14 protein-coding genes, 1 tRNA gene and 1 rRNA gene are annotated in these 15,427 nt (G+C 45.6%); 3 read left to right on the plus strand and 13 right to left on the minus strand.

Features of this window, described 5'->3' with window-relative positions:
• Positions 1–40: 40 nt before the first annotated feature.
• Positions 41–157 (plus strand): 5S ribosomal RNA (rrf, locus tag BS19_RS04320).
• Between the two features lie 73 nt (positions 158–230).
• A tRNA-Asp gene (locus BS19_RS04325) sits at positions 231–307 on the plus strand.
• 422 nt (positions 308–729) lie between these two features.
• Here BS19_RS04325 and BS19_RS04335 read toward each other — a convergent pair.
• Positions 730–1,878, minus strand: a complete 1,149-nt coding sequence (locus BS19_RS04335) for a GGDEF domain-containing protein (protein WP_038173599.1) — start codon at positions 1,876–1,878, stop codon at positions 730–732.
• Between the two features lie 155 nt (positions 1,879–2,033).
• The gene (locus BS19_RS04340; RefSeq protein WP_038173967.1) at positions 2,034–3,314 is read right to left on the minus strand and encodes a cation:proton antiporter; all 1,281 of its coding nucleotides are present in this window, start codon (positions 3,312–3,314) and stop codon (positions 2,034–2,036) included.
• A gap of 169 nt (positions 3,315–3,483) precedes the next feature.
• Here BS19_RS04340 and metH point away from each other — a divergent pair, with 169 nt between their 5' ends.
• The gene (gene metH, locus BS19_RS04345; RefSeq protein ID WP_038173600.1) at positions 3,484–7,161 is read left to right on the plus strand and encodes a methionine synthase; all 3,678 of its coding nucleotides are present in this window, start codon (positions 3,484–3,486) and stop codon (positions 7,159–7,161) included.
• A gap of 69 nt (positions 7,162–7,230) precedes the next feature.
• Here metH and mgtE read toward each other — a convergent pair whose 3' ends face one another.
• The 11 genes from mgtE to BS19_RS04400 form a co-directional block, all read right to left on the minus strand.
• Positions 7,231–8,586: a magnesium transporter gene (gene mgtE / locus BS19_RS04350; protein ID WP_038173601.1), complete on the minus strand. Its 1,356-nt coding sequence runs from the start codon at positions 8,584–8,586 to the stop codon at positions 7,231–7,233.
• A gap of 112 nt (positions 8,587–8,698) precedes the next feature.
• On the minus strand, positions 8,699–8,974 hold the full coding sequence (locus tag BS19_RS04355) for an HPr family phosphocarrier protein (RefSeq protein ID WP_038173602.1): 276 nt from the start codon (positions 8,972–8,974) through the stop codon (positions 8,699–8,701).
• A 4-nt stretch (positions 8,975–8,978) separates the two neighbouring features.
• A complete protein-coding gene (gene rapZ / locus BS19_RS04360; RefSeq protein WP_038173603.1) occupies positions 8,979–9,842 on the minus strand; it encodes an RNase adapter RapZ in 864 nt (287 codons plus the stop codon).
• Positions 9,842–10,288 carry a PTS IIA-like nitrogen regulatory protein PtsN gene (ptsN, locus tag BS19_RS04365; RefSeq protein WP_038173604.1) on the minus strand — a complete coding sequence of 149 codons (447 nt, stop codon included), beginning with the start codon at positions 10,286–10,288 and terminating at the stop codon, positions 9,842–9,844. Before ptsN ends, rapZ begins: the two co-directional genes overlap by 1 nt.
• A 5-nt stretch (positions 10,289–10,293) precedes the next feature.
• Positions 10,294–10,581, minus strand: a complete 288-nt coding sequence (hpf, locus tag BS19_RS04370; protein ID WP_038173605.1) for a ribosome hibernation promoting factor — start codon at positions 10,579–10,581, stop codon at positions 10,294–10,296.
• A 24-nt stretch (positions 10,582–10,605) separates the two neighbouring features.
• Positions 10,606–12,072, minus strand: coding sequence for an RNA polymerase factor sigma-54 (locus BS19_RS04375; RefSeq protein WP_038173606.1), 1,467 nt, complete (start codon positions 12,070–12,072; stop codon positions 10,606–10,608).
• Between the two features lie 50 nt (positions 12,073–12,122).
• On the minus strand, positions 12,123–12,848 hold the full coding sequence (gene lptB / locus BS19_RS04380) for an LPS export ABC transporter ATP-binding protein (protein WP_038173607.1): 726 nt from the start codon (positions 12,846–12,848) through the stop codon (positions 12,123–12,125).
• 2 nt (positions 12,849–12,850) lie between these two features.
• On the minus strand, positions 12,851–13,348 hold the full coding sequence (lptA, locus tag BS19_RS04385) for a lipopolysaccharide transport periplasmic protein LptA (protein ID WP_038173609.1): 498 nt from the start codon (positions 13,346–13,348) through the stop codon (positions 12,851–12,853).
• Positions 13,329–13,892, minus strand: a complete 564-nt coding sequence (lptC, locus tag BS19_RS04390; RefSeq protein ID WP_038173610.1) for an LPS export ABC transporter periplasmic protein LptC — start codon at positions 13,890–13,892, stop codon at positions 13,329–13,331. The genes lptA and lptC overlap by 20 nt, the downstream gene beginning before the upstream one ends.
• Entirely contained in the window at positions 13,889–14,446 is a 558-nt protein-coding gene (gene kdsC / locus BS19_RS04395) for a 3-deoxy-manno-octulosonate-8-phosphatase KdsC (protein ID WP_038173611.1), read from the minus strand. Before kdsC ends, lptC begins: the two co-directional genes overlap by 4 nt.
• Complete coding sequence (locus tag BS19_RS04400; RefSeq protein WP_038173612.1) at positions 14,446–15,411, minus strand: KpsF/GutQ family sugar-phosphate isomerase; 966 nt, start codon at positions 15,409–15,411, stop codon at positions 14,446–14,448. Before BS19_RS04400 ends, kdsC begins: the two co-directional genes overlap by 1 nt.
• Between the last annotated feature and the right edge of the window lie 16 nt (positions 15,412–15,427).

Here is a 15,427-nt window from a genome sequence, read left to right on the forward strand (position 1 = left end):
TGTGACGAACTTTTACAGCTTTCCGAATTTTAAGAATTTGCTTGGCGACCATAGCGATTTGGACCCACCTGATTTCCATGCCGAACTCAGAAGTGAAACGAATTAGCGCCGATGGTAGTGTGGGGTCTCCCCATGTGAGAGTAGGACATCGCCAGGCTTTAATTTAGTGTTTGCCTTTTATAAAGGTGAAGACAAAAAATGGACACTTGCGAATGCGAGTACGCCACTGCGGAGTGGTAGTTCAGTTGGTTAGAATACCGGCCTGTCACGCCGGGGGTCGCGGGTTCGAGTCCCGTCCACTCCGCCATTATACTAAGCCCAAGTCGAAAGACTTGGGCTTTTTTACGTCGGTATAAAATATACGGAAATGACTTAAACCATTACTTAATGGATTAAGTGCTCTGCACTCTAAGGAATCTTCTACCGAACGCTTCTGTAGGAAGTTTCTTAGCTGTATAAGTTGTGTTTTAGTAATAGTCACTTCGGACCAATCAATAATAGGTATTGCTAAAGATACCCGAAGTTTACTCTCGTAAGTATGCGGTTCAAAAACGTTGTCAGCCTGTCGACAAATCGTGGAGATGATATCAATGTCTTTAGCAATAGACATTTACTGATTTATCTTACAGTACCCTTGTGGCGATCAGTCTTTCAATCTCATGCCATCAGGTCAAAAAAAAGATTGATGCGTTCACATCAACCCTCCTTCTATTAATCACATCTGTTTATTTAGGCCATTACGACTTGGTTTCTACCACGATGCTTGGCTTGGTAGAGAGCGGCGTCCGCGTTAGTTAGGGCGTCGTCTAAGTTACCGTTAGTCAACTCTGCAATACCAAAACTCATGGTGCACCTATGGTCACTAAGGTTTTCTGCAACGCTTGATCTGAGCATTTCTGCTTCTAAGTACGCACTGTTCGGATCGCTATCGAGCAGTAGAATCATAAATTCATCGCCACCAAAGCGCACCAAAAAAACATTGTCTGACTGAGGAAGTGTGTTGATGAGGACCTGCGCTACTCGTTCTATTGTTTCATCACCGATAATATGGCCAAGTTCGTCATTAATCTGCTTAAAGTTATCAATGTCAGTCATTATCAGGCTCACTGGCTTGGCTTGAGCACTAGCCTTTAAAACAAGGTCTGGAATGACAGAGTCAAGCACTCGGCGGTTATACAAGCCTGTCAATGGGTCTTTGAGCGACAATTGATGAATGGAGCGCAGCAAACGCGCGTTATTTAGCCATAACATACTTAAGCTGAGAGTGATCAGCAGAATGAGACTAAATAGATACGTTAAGGCATGGATGAATCCTGCGTGCATGTAGTCGGTTATACGTGGTTCAGAAAGACCAACAATAGCTCGCACAAACATAAACAGCCCATAAGCCACAAATGGTATCGCCATCAACAGTAGTGGGAATTGTGCGTCATCACGTTTGCCTTTTATCAAGGCCCAAGCACTAGTGAGGCAGGTGGCGCAGATAAAGGCGCTGAGTACAATGACTCGTGCATTAATCGATGGCTCGAGATAGGTGAAGTAATAGAACAGGACACAACAGCCCACCAATGCAATAGCGAGAAGATGCAATAAACGACTAGAGTAGTCTCTTACATAGCTAATGCCGTAGAGTAAATAGAGGAAGCCGAGCATGATCAGGCTGTTCGCAATAACGATAGTTAACCAATCTGGGGCTTTACCGCGAAAGCCAAGTAATGCTGGCCCGAGCCCAATCAGAAATACACCAATTGCGAGTGTTTTTAGGCCTTCTAACTCTTTCTGTTTTGTTTGATAAAGAAAAAGCCCAACAGAATAAATGAAGGAAAAAATGATAACGGTAAAGTTAAGTGTTCTTATATCTAGGGTTAGCTCATCCATTGATATGCCTAGTCAGTACTACAACGAGTGTTGACAAAATAGTAGTTTGCTGATTGTGACTGAGGTTAGGCTGTAGGGGTATCGAAAAAATATAAAAATGCTAATAGCGTCATAACAATGGGAAATATTCGGCGTATTAGCATTAGTATCGTTGATTATAGGCGACTTGCTTCCTCTTTCTTGGCCTTTTCAATCATCGGGGTAATCGTTGAACCTTGTACTAAAATCGAGAATACCACCACTGAATAGGTCATCACCAAAATAATTTCTTTTACATCGATGAGCTTATCTTGGATTACCCAGATTCCGGAAGGAATCGAAAGTGCCATGGCTAAGGCTAAACCGCCGCGTAATCCACCCCAAGTTAATATTTTTACTGACCACGAGTTGTAACTACGGAAGCGTTTAAAACCGATGTAGGCGATAAATACGCTGAGATACCGGGCTGCGAGGACTAAGGGTACCGAGAAAGCCATTACAATCCAGTCTTCTTCGTGAAATTTAAATAGCAGCATCGACATACCGATCAAAAGAAACAGAACGCCGTTGAGAAACTCATCGACTAACTCCCAAAAATGATCGAGATGGTCTTCGCTCTCTTTCGAAAAGCCGATAAAGCGTGTCCAGTTTCCGATCATAATCCCTGAGACCACCATGGCAAGAGGCCCAGAAACATGCAACACCTCAGCGAAAGCATAACCAGCGGTTGGAATTCCTATGGTAAGTAATAATTCCATTGAGTGGTCGTCAGTTGAACTGATTAAAAAGTGAAAGAGTAAGCCAAGTGCGAATCCATAAACTATCCCCCCGAGCGCTTCCTGAATGAAGAGTAACGTCACGCTGGTAAACGTAGGTGCTTCATGACCAAAGGCAATGGTAAATAGAGTCACGAAGATCACCAGACCAAAACCATCATTAAACAGTGATTCGCCTTCAATTTGAGTTGAAATCCGTTTTGGAGCGTCGAGTTTTTTTACAATCGCAAGTACTGCGATTGGGTCGGTTGGAGAAATTAGAGCACCAAACAGTAAGCAGTAAACCAAATCAAAGTGAATGCCTACTAACTGACAAAAGCCATACAGAACAAAGCCGATGAAGAAGGTCGAGAAAAGTGTCGCTGCTAAGGCGAGTACAGTGATTTCCCACTTTTGATCCTTGAGGTTAGGCAATTTAATGCCTAGTCCGCCAGCAAAAAGTAAAAAGCCTAAGATGCCTTTTAAGAGAAAATCTTCAAAGTTAATACTGGAGACAGTCTTAGAAGCAATCTCTGTTAAATGAAACCAGTCGTTTTGACCCGCAATGAGAATCAATAGAGAGAGCATCATTGATCCTGCAGTAATCGCGATGGTGGTTTGCATTTTACCTATCTTGCTGTTTACAAAAGCAATCAGCATGGCCGCTGCGGATAAAAAGCACAGTGTGTAATAGACCGACATTAGAATCTCAGGTTGTAACAAATTGTGAATAAGGATTTTCGGATCACTATGCTCAAATAGCAAACACTTTTTTGTTATTGATTGGTCATTAATTTCATTGTTTAGACGTCTAGACTCCTGAATGAACTGTGATAGGATGGAGAGATAGTTAAAGGAATGAGGCTGTACCGTGGGAATTAATGTAAGGCAACAGATTGAAGCTCAGTTAAAGCAACGCATTTTGTTGATTGATGGTGGTATGGGCACCATGATCCAAGGATATAAATTAGAAGAGCAAGATTATCGAGGCGAACGTTTTGCAGATTGGCAGTGTGATGTCAAAGGCAACAATGACTTACTTGTTCTAACTCAGCCGCAGTTGATTAAAGATATTCATCTCGAATACTTAGCGGCAGGTGCAGATATTCTTGAGACCAACACCTTCAACTCAACCCCAATCGCTATGGCTGACTATGAAATGGAAAGCTTGAGTGAAGAGATTAACTTCGCCGCCGCCAAGCTTGCCAGAGAAGCCGCTGATGAATGGACAGCAAAGACGCCCGATAAACCACGTTTTGTTGCTGGGGTACTTGGTCCGACAAACCGAACATGTTCCATCTCACCCGACGTCAACGATCCTGGTTACCGCAACGTTAGCTTTGACGAGTTAGTGATTGCTTACTCTGAGTCAACTCGCGCTTTAATCAAAGGCGGCAGTGATTTAATTCTTATTGAAACCATTTTCGACACCTTAAACGCCAAAGCATGTGCGTTCGCGGTTGATCTCGTTTTTGAGCAGCTAGGTGTCACATTACCAGTCATGATCTCCGGTACGATTACCGATGCGTCAGGTAGAACATTATCGGGTCAGACGACAGAAGCCTTCTATAACTCTTTACGTCACGTCAAACCGATCTCTTTCGGTCTTAACTGTGCGCTTGGCCCTGATGAATTGCGTCCGTATGTAGAAGAGTTGTCACGCATCTCAGATACTTTTGTCTCTGCTCACCCCAATGCGGGCCTACCGAATGCCTTTGGTGAATATGATCTCGGTGCAGAAGAGATGGCTGATCATGTCAAAGAGTGGGCCGAAAGTGGCTTCCTTAATTTGATTGGTGGTTGTTGTGGTACTACCCCGGAACATATCCGTCAGATGGCAAATGTCGTTGAGGGCGTAAAGCCACGCGCTATCCCCGAACTTGTTGTAGCGTGTCGTCTATCTGGTCTAGAACCATTAACCATCGAAAAAGACACGTTATTTGTCAATGTGGGTGAACGAACTAATGTCACTGGCTCTGCACGTTTTAAGCGTTTAATCAAAGAAGAGCTTTACGATGAGGCGTTAGACGTTGCACGTCAGCAGGTCGAAAATGGCGCTCAGATCATCGATATCAACATGGATGAGGGGATGCTTGATGCCGAAGCGTGTATGGTCCGTTTCCTTAATCTTTGTGCATCAGAACCTGAAATATCCAAAGTGCCGATCATGGTCGACTCCTCTAAATGGGACGTGATTGAAGCGGGTCTGAAATGTATTCAAGGTAAAGGCATTGTTAACTCGATCTCTCTCAAAGAGGGTAAAGAGATCTTTGTTAACCAAGCTCAACTGATTCGTCGCTATGGCGCAGCAGTGATCGTGATGGCCTTTGACGAAATTGGCCAAGCCGATACGCGTGAGCGCAAGATCGAAATTTGTACCAAGGCTTACCGTATTTTGGTCGATGAAGTCGGCTTTCCGCCTGAAGACATTATTTTTGACCCGAATATCTTTGCGGTCGCAACGGGTATTGATGAACACAATAACTATGCCGTCGACTTTATTGACGCTGTGGCCGATATTAAGCGTGACTTACCGCACGCGATGATCTCTGGTGGTGTGTCGAATGTTTCCTTCTCGTTCCGTGGTAATAATTATGTTCGTGAAGCGATTCATGCCGTGTTCCTTTACCACTGTTTCCGCAACGGAATGGACATGGGCATTGTTAATGCGGGGCAACTAGAAATCTATGACAACGTGCCTGAAAAGCTGCGTGAGGCGGTAGAAGATGTCGTGCTCAACCGACGAGATGATGGCACAGAGCGATTGCTTGATATTGCCGCTGAATATGCCAGCAAAGGCGTGGGCAAAGAAGAGGACCCTAGTCTACTTGAGTGGCGAACTTGGCCAGTTGAAAAGCGCCTAGAGCACGCTTTGGTCAAAGGTATTACAGAGTTTATTGTTGAGGATACCGAAGAGGCTCGACTTAATGCGAGCAAACCACTAGAGGTGATTGAAGGCCCTCTTATGGATGGTATGAACGTGGTTGGTGATCTGTTTGGTGAAGGTAAGATGTTCTTGCCTCAAGTGGTCAAGTCCGCTCGAGTCATGAAACAGGCCGTTGCGCATTTAGAGCCTTATATCAACGCGCTGAAACAAGCAGGTTCAACCAATGGTAAAATTTTACTCGCGACAGTGAAAGGCGATGTGCACGATATTGGTAAGAACATTGTCGGTGTGGTACTCCAGTGCAACAACTATGAAATCATCGATCTTGGCGTCATGGTGCCGTGCGAGAAAATTCTCAAAGTCGCCAAAGAAGAGAACGTCGACATTATTGGCTTGTCGGGTCTGATTACGCCGTCATTGGACGAAATGGTCCATGTTGCTAAAGAGATGCAACGTCTCGATTTCGATTTACCTCTTTTAATTGGTGGGGCAACCACATCGAAAGCGCATACCGCGGTTAAAATTGAACAAAACTATCAACACCCAGTGGTGTATGTAAATAATGCTTCACGTGCAGTTGGCGTTTGTTCGGCGCTGCTGTCTGAGAGGCAAAAGCCTGGCTTTGTTGAGAAGCTTCAAGCTGATTATGATGTAGTACGTGATCAGCATGCCCGTAAACGTCCGCGCACTAAGCCTGTGACGTTAGAGAAAGCGCGCGCCAACAAAGTCGCGATTGATTGGGACAACTACACCCCGCCTGTGCCAGCTAAGCCAGGTGTGCATGTTTTTGATGATTTTGATGTCGCAACGCTGCGTAAATACATCGACTGGACGCCTTTCTTTATGACTTGGTCGCTGGTTGGCAAGTACCCTGCCATCTTTAAGCATGAAGAGGTCGGTGAAGAGGCACAGTCTTTATTTAAAGATGCCAATGAGTTACTTGATCGTGTTGAGCGTGAAGGCTTGCTAAAGGCGCGTGGTATTTGCGGCCTGTTTCCTGCTGCGAGTATTGGTGATGACATTGAAGTTTATACTGATGAGTCACGCAGCCAAGTTGCTCATGTATTGCATAACTTACGCCAACAAACCGAGAAACCAAAAGGATTTAACTACTGTATTTCTGACTATATTGCCCCTAAAGAATCAGGCAAGAAAGATTGGATTGGTGCCTTTGCCGTCACTGGCGGTATTGGCGAGCGCGAATTGGCGGATGCGTACAAAGCGGCTGGGGATGATTACAATGCGATCATGATACAAGCCGTTGCAGACCGCCTTGCCGAAGCATTTGCTGAATACTTACATGAGCAGGTAAGAAAAGAGATTTGGGGATATTCGGCCGACGAAGACTTGTCAAATGATGATCTTATTCGTGAGAAATACCAAGGCATACGACCTGCACCCGGTTATCCGGCGTGTCCTGAGCATACTGAGAAAGGCACGTTATGGCAGATGCTGAACGTCGAACAAGCGATCGATATGTCACTGACTTCAAGTTATGCAATGTGGCCAGGTGCTTCAGTTTCGGGGTGGTATTTCTCTCATCCTGATTCTCGCTACTTCGCCATCGCCCAGATCCAACGCGATCAAGCTGAAAGTTACGCAAAGCGTAAAGGCTGGGATAGTTTGCAAGCGGAAAAATGGTTAGGGCCAAATCTTAACTAGGCTCCCGCTCTAAATAGCAAAAAGCGCCGCTTGGTAAAAAGTGGCGCTTTTTTTGTTTTGAATTGATCGCTAAATCATGATGGTCGCAAGACCTAAAAAGACCGATAGACCAATTACATCGGTTACTGTCGTCAGGGCCATGCCTCCCGCCAGAGCAGGGTCGATATTCAATTTTTTTAAGAAGATAGGGATAGTTACCCCGGCGATACCTGCGACAAGTAAATTGGTCAGCATCGCTGCTGAAATAATCCCACCAAGCATCCAGTTGCCTTTCCAAGCGACAACAATACCACCAATGATGAAAGCCCACATAACGCCATTGACTAAGCCGATCGCGGCCTCTTTCATCAATAGCTCTCTTTTGTTTGAGTCACCAATATGACCGAGCGCTAAGCCACGGATCACCAAAGCAACGGTCTGGTTACCTGCTACGCCGCCCATCGACGGGACAATCGTCATCAACACCGCGATGGCTGCCATTTGATCAAGTGTCGCTTCAAACATGTTGGAGACCGAGGCTGCCGCTAATGCTGCTAGTACGTTGGCGCCAAGCCAGATACTCCGTTTGCGTGCTGATTTGACTACAGGTGCGAAGGTGTCCTCGTCGTCATCCATACCAGCCATGCTCATCATTGAGTGCTCGGCGTCTTCACGGATAACATCGACCACGTCATCGATGGTGATGCGACCAACAAGGTGTTGATTCTCGTCGATAACTGGTGCAGAAACCCAGTTACGACGCTCAAACAGACTAGCGATGTCAGAGTCACTCATGGTGACATCAATTGCTTCATCCGCATCTTCCATCACATCAGCGATTCTGACATCAGGCTGTGTGGTGATAAGGGTTGTGATCGGTAGCTCACCAATCAGGCGGTCTTGTTCATCAATCACATACAGTGCATCGGTTGCATCGGGAAGTTCACCTTTCATACGTAGGTAACGCAACACAACATCAACATCAACATCACCACGAATCGTAATGACGTCGGTGTTCATTAAACTACCGGCGGTGTCTTCAGGGTAAGAGAGAGCGGCCTCGACCAATAAACGCTCAGCGGAGTCCATCTGCGCCAATACTTCACGCGATATGTCATCTGGCAAGCTTCGCAGAACGTAGGCGACGTCATCGGTTTCCATGCCTTCGGTCGCTTCAGCCAACATCTCTGGTGCCATTTTTGACACTAAGGCGTCTTTGACATCCTCATTGAGTTCATCAAGGATTTCACCATAATCTTCTGGATCGGTGAGTTGCCAAAGTACTTCACGGCTTTTACGGGGTGAGGCTTCGAGTAGATGAGCAATATCTTCCGGTTCCATGTCCTGCAATTGGCGTCGGACATGAACGAAACGGCCATTCTCGAGGGCTTCAGTCACTTCTTGGAGGGCCTGGTGAGCTTGATCGAACTCTATTTGCTCTGCCATTAATTCCTCCTAACTCATCGTGGTTACAATGCTAAGCATAGTAACTTAATTTAAGAATGGATTTAATAAGTTAATGTGGCTGATGTACATTTAGTTGTGGCTAGTAAGACGATCACTCTTCTTCGTCGAATTTATCTTCAATCAGATGACAGGCGGCGTCGAGTGCTGGTTCTGCATCGCTTCCTTCTGCACTAATGGTCACGTATTCACCTTGCGCGGATTCGAGCATCAATAAGCCCATCACACTATCTGCGGTTGCTTCTTTGCCTTCATGATTTTGGATGGTGAGGATAGCTTGGAAGGATTGTGCCAGTTCAACCAGCTTTACCGCAGCGCGAGCATGAAGCCCGAGACGATTTTGAATTAACACTGTGCGGCTCTGCTGCATAACACTATTCCTTGTGGTTTTTCTCAAGTGAAGCGTGACGGATTTGGACTTGATGACCCATTTCGGCAAAGTACTCACCAATTTGTTGGGTTAAGTAAACGGAGCGATGCTTACCGCCAGTACAACCAATCGCGACGGTGAGATAACTGCGGTTGTTTTTTTCCAACAATGGCAGCCAGTTTTCAATAAACTTCTGGATTTGTTGTTTGAGTTCCATCACCTCTGGGTGACTTTCGAGGAAGGACTTGATTGGCGCATCTAGGCCAGTTAAAGGTCTCAGGTCGGGTTCCCAGTGTGGGTTCGGTAAGAAACGCACATCGAATACGTAGTCGGCATCGCTCGGTAGGCCATATTTAAACCCAAATGATTGAAAGACCATCACCAGATCTTTACGCTCACGACCCTCAACACGCATACGAACAGTTTCGCTTAATGTATGCAGTGATTGGTTACTGCTATCAATGACTAAATCAGCTCGCTCTTTAAGCGGCGATAGTATTGACCGTTCTTTCTCGATAGCTTGCTCAAGTGAGGTGTTTTCTAAACTGAGAGTCAGCGGATGAATACGACGGGTTTCACTGTAGCGCTTAAGCAAGGTCTCTTTATTGGCATCTAGAAACAGTACGCTTACGTCGGATGCTTGTTGCAACTTGAGCAGCACATCCTCAACCAAGTTTGGCTCTGTCGGCAGGTTGCGAATATCAATACTCACCGCCACGTTTTGTTTACTAGACTGAACCGATTGGACAAACACTTCGAGAAGATCAACCGGCAGGTTATCGACACAGTAGTAACCGAGATCCTCGAGTACCCTAAGGGCGACACTTTTTCCCGCTCCTGATTGACCACTGACGACGATAAGACGCATTATTGATTAACCATAATGTCGTAGAGTTCTTGGTCAGATTGAGCTTTACGTAATTGCTTCAATACTTGCTTATTGTTGAGGCGTTCGGCCATGCTAGAGAGCGTTTTAAGGTGTTCTTTGCACTGAGCGTCAGGCACAAGCAAAGCGAACAAGATATCGACCGGGCGATTATCGATAGCATCAAATTCAATTGGTGATGCGCATTGCAGCAAAACGGCCACGGCTTTATCACTGGCATGCATACGAGCATGGGGAATGGCAATCCCATTTCCAATGCCAGTACTGCCCATTTTTTCACGGCTGAGCATACACTCAAAAAGTTCGGTAGAGTTTTGCCCTGTCTGCTCGGCAACCAGTTCACTGATCATCTCAAGGGCTCGTTTTTTACTAGTACATTGAACTGCACTCTTGGCGCAGTTCAATGTTAGGATTTCGCTTAATTGCATGGTAATTAGTGGGCGTTTAGCTTTTCTTTGTGCTTATTGAGTTGTCGAGTTAATTTGTCGACAAGGGAATCAATGGCTGCATACATATTTTCATCTTCAGATGAGGCATGAATTTCAGCTTGATTTACGTGAAGGGTAGCTTCTGCGATTTGACGAACTTTTTCAACTTTTAGTACTACATGAATGCTATTTATGTGCTCAAAGAAGCGTTCTAGCTTTTGAAACTTTTCATTTACGTAGTCTTGCATTGAATCGGTGAGATCAACGTGATGTCCATTTAGATTGATTTGCATAGACTTTCCTTCTCGGTTATTGGCCTAAAGTAGGCGTTTACGCTGACTGGAAGGGGCAATACCTAATGACTCACGGTACTTTGCGATGGTCCTTCTAGCAACCTGAATCCCTTGGTCAGCGAGTAGAGCTGCAATCTTGCTATCACTGAGAGGCTTGGCACTATTTTCGGCAGCGACCAGCTTCTTAATCAGCGCGCGAATTGCAGTCGATGAGCACTCCCCACCATTGTCTGTACTGACATGGCTAGAAAAGAAGTACTTCAATTCAAAAATACCACGCGGGGTATGCATATACTTCTGTGTCGTTACCCTTGAAATGGTTGACTCATGCATTTCGACCGCGAGAGCGACATCATTGAGCACCATTGGCTTCATCGCTTCTTCCCCATACTCAAAGAAATCACGCTGATGTTCAACAATACACTTAGCAACTTTGAGCAGGGTCTCGTTTCTACTTTCTAAACTTTTAATCAGCCATTTTGCTTCTTGAACATTGTTGCGAATATATTGGCTGTCGGCACTGTTGCCTTTTCCCATCGCCGCATACTGCTGATTCACTTTCAATTTGGGTACAGAGTCTGGGTTGATCGTCACGACCCACTTACCGTGTTCTTTAAAAACGGACACGTCTGGGACGACATATTCTGCGTGTTCAGACGAGATGCGGCTCCCTGGTCTTGGATCAAGCTGCTGGATCAACTTCAGCACTTCACGCAACTCTGTCTCTTTGAGCTTAGTCTCTTTAATGATCAGTTTGTAGTCACGATTACCAAGTTGATCGATATGATGCCTCAATACAAGCTTAGCTTCATTGAGCCAAGGGGTGTCTTCAGGGTACGTCGCGAGCTGTAGCAGCAAGCAATCTTGCAGGTTTACAGAGGCAACACCAAGCGGATCAAATTGCTGCACGCGTTTACGTACCGCTTCAATCTCATCAAGCTCTATTTCTTCGTTGTTGAAACTGTCGAGGATATCTTCGGTTGTGACAGTGAGATAACCGTAGTCGTCAATGGCGTCGATTAAGGCCAGCGCAATCGTGCGATCATTGTCGCTAAAAGGGGTTAAATCCAGTTGCCATAGTAGGTAATCTTGCAATGATTGAGTGGTCTCGCCTTGGTAGACTGGCATATCGTCGTCGACGGCGATCCCCGTGCTACCCGTATTGGCACTGTAAACGTCATCCCAAGTGGTATCAATTTCAAGATCATTGCTGATTTCTGATGTTTCAATCAATTCTGAGCTGTCTTTGACTTCAGGCTCTGCCATTTCGGTCAGCTCGACCGTGGGTTCTTTTTCTTCAGTTTGGCGGTTTTCTTCTGCTGTTGGCTCATCACTGGCTTCTTCAACCTCAAGCAGAGGATTTGAATCCAAGGCTTCTTGGATCTCTTGTTGAAGATCGAGCGTCGACAATTGCAACAAGCGTATCGCCTGCTGCAACTGAGGTGTCATCGCTAATTGCTGTCCTAGCTTGAGTTGTAATGAGGGTTTCATTCAGTCTTATTTGCCTTAATGCTGGAGAATCTTAACGTTCTTTCCCTTAATCATAGACGGAATTGTTCGCCGAGATAAACTTGTTTAACTTGTTCGTTATTGAGCACTTGCTCAGGTGTACCTTCTGCAATTAGGTGACCTTGGCTAACAATATAAGCTTTTTCACACACATCCAAAGTTTCGCGTACGTTGTGGTCTGTGATCAATACTCCCAAGCCACGATCTCGTAGATGCTCGATGATCTTTTTAATATCGATCACCGAAATAGGATCAACCCCGGCAAAAGGTTCGTCTAACAAAATAAATTGAGGGTTTGCCGCTAGAGCACGGGCAATTTCAACTCGACGTCTTTCTCCACCTGATAATGCCATACCGGCACTGTAGCGAATGTGCTGAATGTGGAATTCTTCCAACAAATCTTCCAGTTTGTCTTGGCGCTCTTCGCGAGTCATTTCTTCGCGAGTTTCCAAAACGGCCATAATGTTATCTTCGACCGACAATTTACGGAAGATAGAAGCTTCTTGCGGTAAATAGCCAATTCCCATTCGAGAGCGGCTATGCATAGGCAAAATGCTGATGTCATTATCGTCGATCGTGATCGAGCCTTGGTCTCGAGCGACTAGGCCAACAATCATATAAAAAGATGTGGTTTTACCAGCACCATTAGGACCGAGTAGACCAACAATTTGACCTGATTCAACTTGCAGGCTGACATCGCTAACCACAGTACGGTTACCGTAAGTTTTTGCTAAGTGCTGCGCTTTTAGTATCGCCATAATTATTCTTGTACTGCTTGTGGCTGAAGAACGGTCGAAACGCGGTCGCCTTTCTCTTTACCATCCGCAATGAGCTTTTGAGAAGAGATTTGGTAACGAATTTTAGTACCGCGAATCACGCTGTCATCTTGAGATAGCATCGCTTGGTCGATCATGGTCAGTTGATCGTCGACCATCTTGTAGTACAGCTCTTTTGCTTCGCCATACAAAGTTTTGCCATCATCAGTGAGCTGAGAGAAGGTCGCCAGATCGCCATAACCTTCAATTTCTTGAATGGCGCCATCAGTGGCATTACGCGTAACAATGACTTTATCAGCATTGATGTTAATGCTGCCTTGTTTGAGTTTTACATCACCAAGGAAAGTCACTTTATTGCTCTGCATATCAAGCTGCTGGCTATCAGAATCGATGTAGACGGGTTGCTCTCTGTCTGTCGATAGCGCTAACGCTTGGCTAGACAGGAATAAACAAGAAATCAGACTAAGGTGTGAGAGTTTCATATCTACCTTGTACTTGGTTATATAGAGTGGCGTGATTATCAGCAAAGTTGCCCGTCATCGCCTGTCCTATTGTTTCAAATTGAGGGCCAATCATTACCACTCGGTTGTTTGCCCAAAAGTCTCTGCTATCCAATTGGATGTTCATGATATCGGTGGACAGCGTATCAAAACCTGAATCAGGTAATAAGTTGTTGGCCAATACATCGTCATAAAGCGTCAGAATGTGGTCTTGGGTCAACACGCCGCGTACAGCAGTGATTTCCCATTCTTGAATGGAGCCTTGTTTAAACACTTTCAATACTGGATTAGCAAAAATCGTATCACCGCTTTTGGCGTAGTGATCGAGCTTGACGGAGGTAATCACATAACTGCGGACACCGCTTTCGTTATATGAGGTATTGATTAACCCCTCGCCGCTAAACATCGGTAACTCGGTATCTGGCTCTACTTGGATATCATAACTCTGCTGCTGCTCGAAAAGATAGTAAGCAGACCAGCAAATAATGAAAGCCAGAATGAGATAACCAATACGAGAAAGACTCATATACTTAGACCTTTATGAACATCGAGTTCGTTTCGTGCTTGGAGGATCAGGTCACAGACTTCCCTTACTGCCCCATAGCCGCCGCGAATTGCCGTGACATAGTTGGCTCGGCGAGCCAGTAGCGGGTGTCCATCCGCTACACAAACTTTAAGTGCTACTTTTTCCATTACGGGCCAATCGATTAAGTCATCACCGATATAACCTGTATGTTGTGGTGCGATATTGAGTTTATCGCAAATATCTTGATACGCCTTTACTTTATCGTCTTGACCCTGATAAATCAGTGAAACGCCGAGTGCCCTCATGCGGTTTTCGACAATTTGCGAGCGACGACCAGTAATAATGGCGATTTCGATACCTGCGTTCATTAGGGCTTTAACGCCATAACCATCACGGGTATGGAAGGTTTTCAGCTCTTCGCCTTTATTGCCCATGTAAATAAGCCCATCGGAAAAAACCCCATCAACATCGCAAATCAATAATTTGATCTGTTGAGCAATGGCCAAGATGGCAGAGTCTACTGGCTGGTATAAAGTGTCGACCATAACGCTCATTACATCACTCCCGCTTTTAATAAATCATGCATGTTCAGTGCGCCAACAACGACGCCTTGCTGACATAAGATTAAGCCATTAATGCTTTTCTCTTGCATGAGATTTAAGCCTTCTGCCGCGAGCATGTTCGGTTCTGCCGTTGCGGGGTTAATCGTCATCACATCGCCAATCAGTGCGGTATGGATATCAATACGTTTATCGAGAATTCGACGCAAGTCGCCATCGGTAAAAATACCCACCAACTGCTGGTGGTCATCGACTACAGCTGTCATCCCTAAGCCTTTTTGGCTGATCTCAAGCAGCGCATCGCGTACCACGGTTGTTGGCGTTACCAAAGGTAAGTTCTCTCCGGTGTGCATGATATCGGCGAGCTTGAGCAGAAGTTTACGACCTAAAGCGCCACCAGGGTGGGAGAGGGCAAAGTCTTCGGCGGTAAATCCGCGTGCTTGCATCAAAGATACGGCGAGCGCATCGCCCATCACCAAGGTCGCCGTGGTGCTAGACGTCGGGGCCAGTTCCAGTGGGCACGCTTCTTGAGGAACCGTAATTTGCAGGTGAATATCTGCCAGCTTTGCCATGTTGGAGTTAGGTTTGCCCGTCATGCTGATTATCGTTATATTGCGCCGTTTGAGTACGGGAAATAAACCAAGAATTTCTGCAGATTCACCTGAGTTAGAGATGGCTAAGACGATGTCGCCAGTCGCGATCATGCCTAAGTCGCCATGGGCCGCTTCACCTGGGTGAACAAAAAATGCCGAGGTGCCTGTGCTGGCCAATGTCGCGGCGATTTTTTTGCCGATATGGCCCGATTTTCCCATCCCCATGACGGCAACTTTGCCTTCTTGATTGGTAAGAATGACCTCACAGGCGTTAATAAAGTCGTCATTAAAGTACTGGTCTAGCTGCTGTAAAGCGGCGACCTCAGTGTTGAGCACTTCAAGGGCTGTTGAACGATAATCAAACATACACAACTCCAAACTC

The organism is Vibrio pacinii DSM 19139, from assembly GCF_000711795.1.
Lineage (GTDB): Bacteria > Pseudomonadota > Gammaproteobacteria > Enterobacterales > Vibrionaceae > Vibrio > Vibrio pacinii.

Bases quoted from the DNA above. Each gene is read 5' to 3' on its own strand.
- BS19_RS04335 (WP_038173599.1), bottom strand. From the start codon at position 1,878: ATGGATGAGCTAACCCTAGATATAAGAACACTTAACTTTACCGTTATC.
- BS19_RS04340 (WP_038173967.1), bottom strand. From the start codon at position 3,314: ATGTCGGTCTATTACACACTGTGCTTTTTATCCGCAGCGGCCATGCTG.
- mgtE (WP_038173601.1), bottom strand. From the start codon at position 8,586: ATGGCAGAGCAAATAGAGTTCGATCAAGCTCACCAGGCCCTCCAAGAA.
- BS19_RS04355 (WP_038173602.1), bottom strand. From the start codon at position 8,974: ATGCAGCAGAGCCGCACAGTGTTAATTCAAAATCGTCTCGGGCTTCAT.
- rapZ (WP_038173603.1), bottom strand. From the start codon at position 9,842: ATGCGTCTTATCGTCGTCAGTGGTCAATCAGGAGCGGGAAAAAGTGTC.
- ptsN (WP_038173604.1), bottom strand. From the start codon at position 10,288: ATGCAATTAAGCGAAATCCTAACATTGAACTGCGCCAAGAGTGCAGTT.
- hpf (WP_038173605.1), bottom strand. From the start codon at position 10,581: ATGCAAATCAATCTAAATGGACATCACGTTGATCTCACCGATTCAATG.
- BS19_RS04375 (WP_038173606.1), bottom strand. From the start codon at position 12,072: ATGAAACCCTCATTACAACTCAAGCTAGGACAGCAATTAGCGATGACA.
- lptB (WP_038173607.1), bottom strand. From the start codon at position 12,848: ATGGCGATACTAAAAGCGCAGCACTTAGCAAAAACTTACGGTAACCGT.
- lptA (WP_038173609.1), bottom strand. From the start codon at position 13,348: ATGAAACTCTCACACCTTAGTCTGATTTCTTGTTTATTCCTGTCTAGC.
- lptC (WP_038173610.1), bottom strand. From the start codon at position 13,892: ATGAGTCTTTCTCGTATTGGTTATCTCATTCTGGCTTTCATTATTTGC.
- kdsC (WP_038173611.1), bottom strand. From the start codon at position 14,446: ATGAGCGTTATGGTCGACACTTTATACCAGCCAGTAGACTCTGCCATC.
- BS19_RS04400 (WP_038173612.1), bottom strand. From the start codon at position 15,411: ATGTTTGATTATCGTTCAACAGCCCTTGAAGTGCTCAACACTGAGGTC.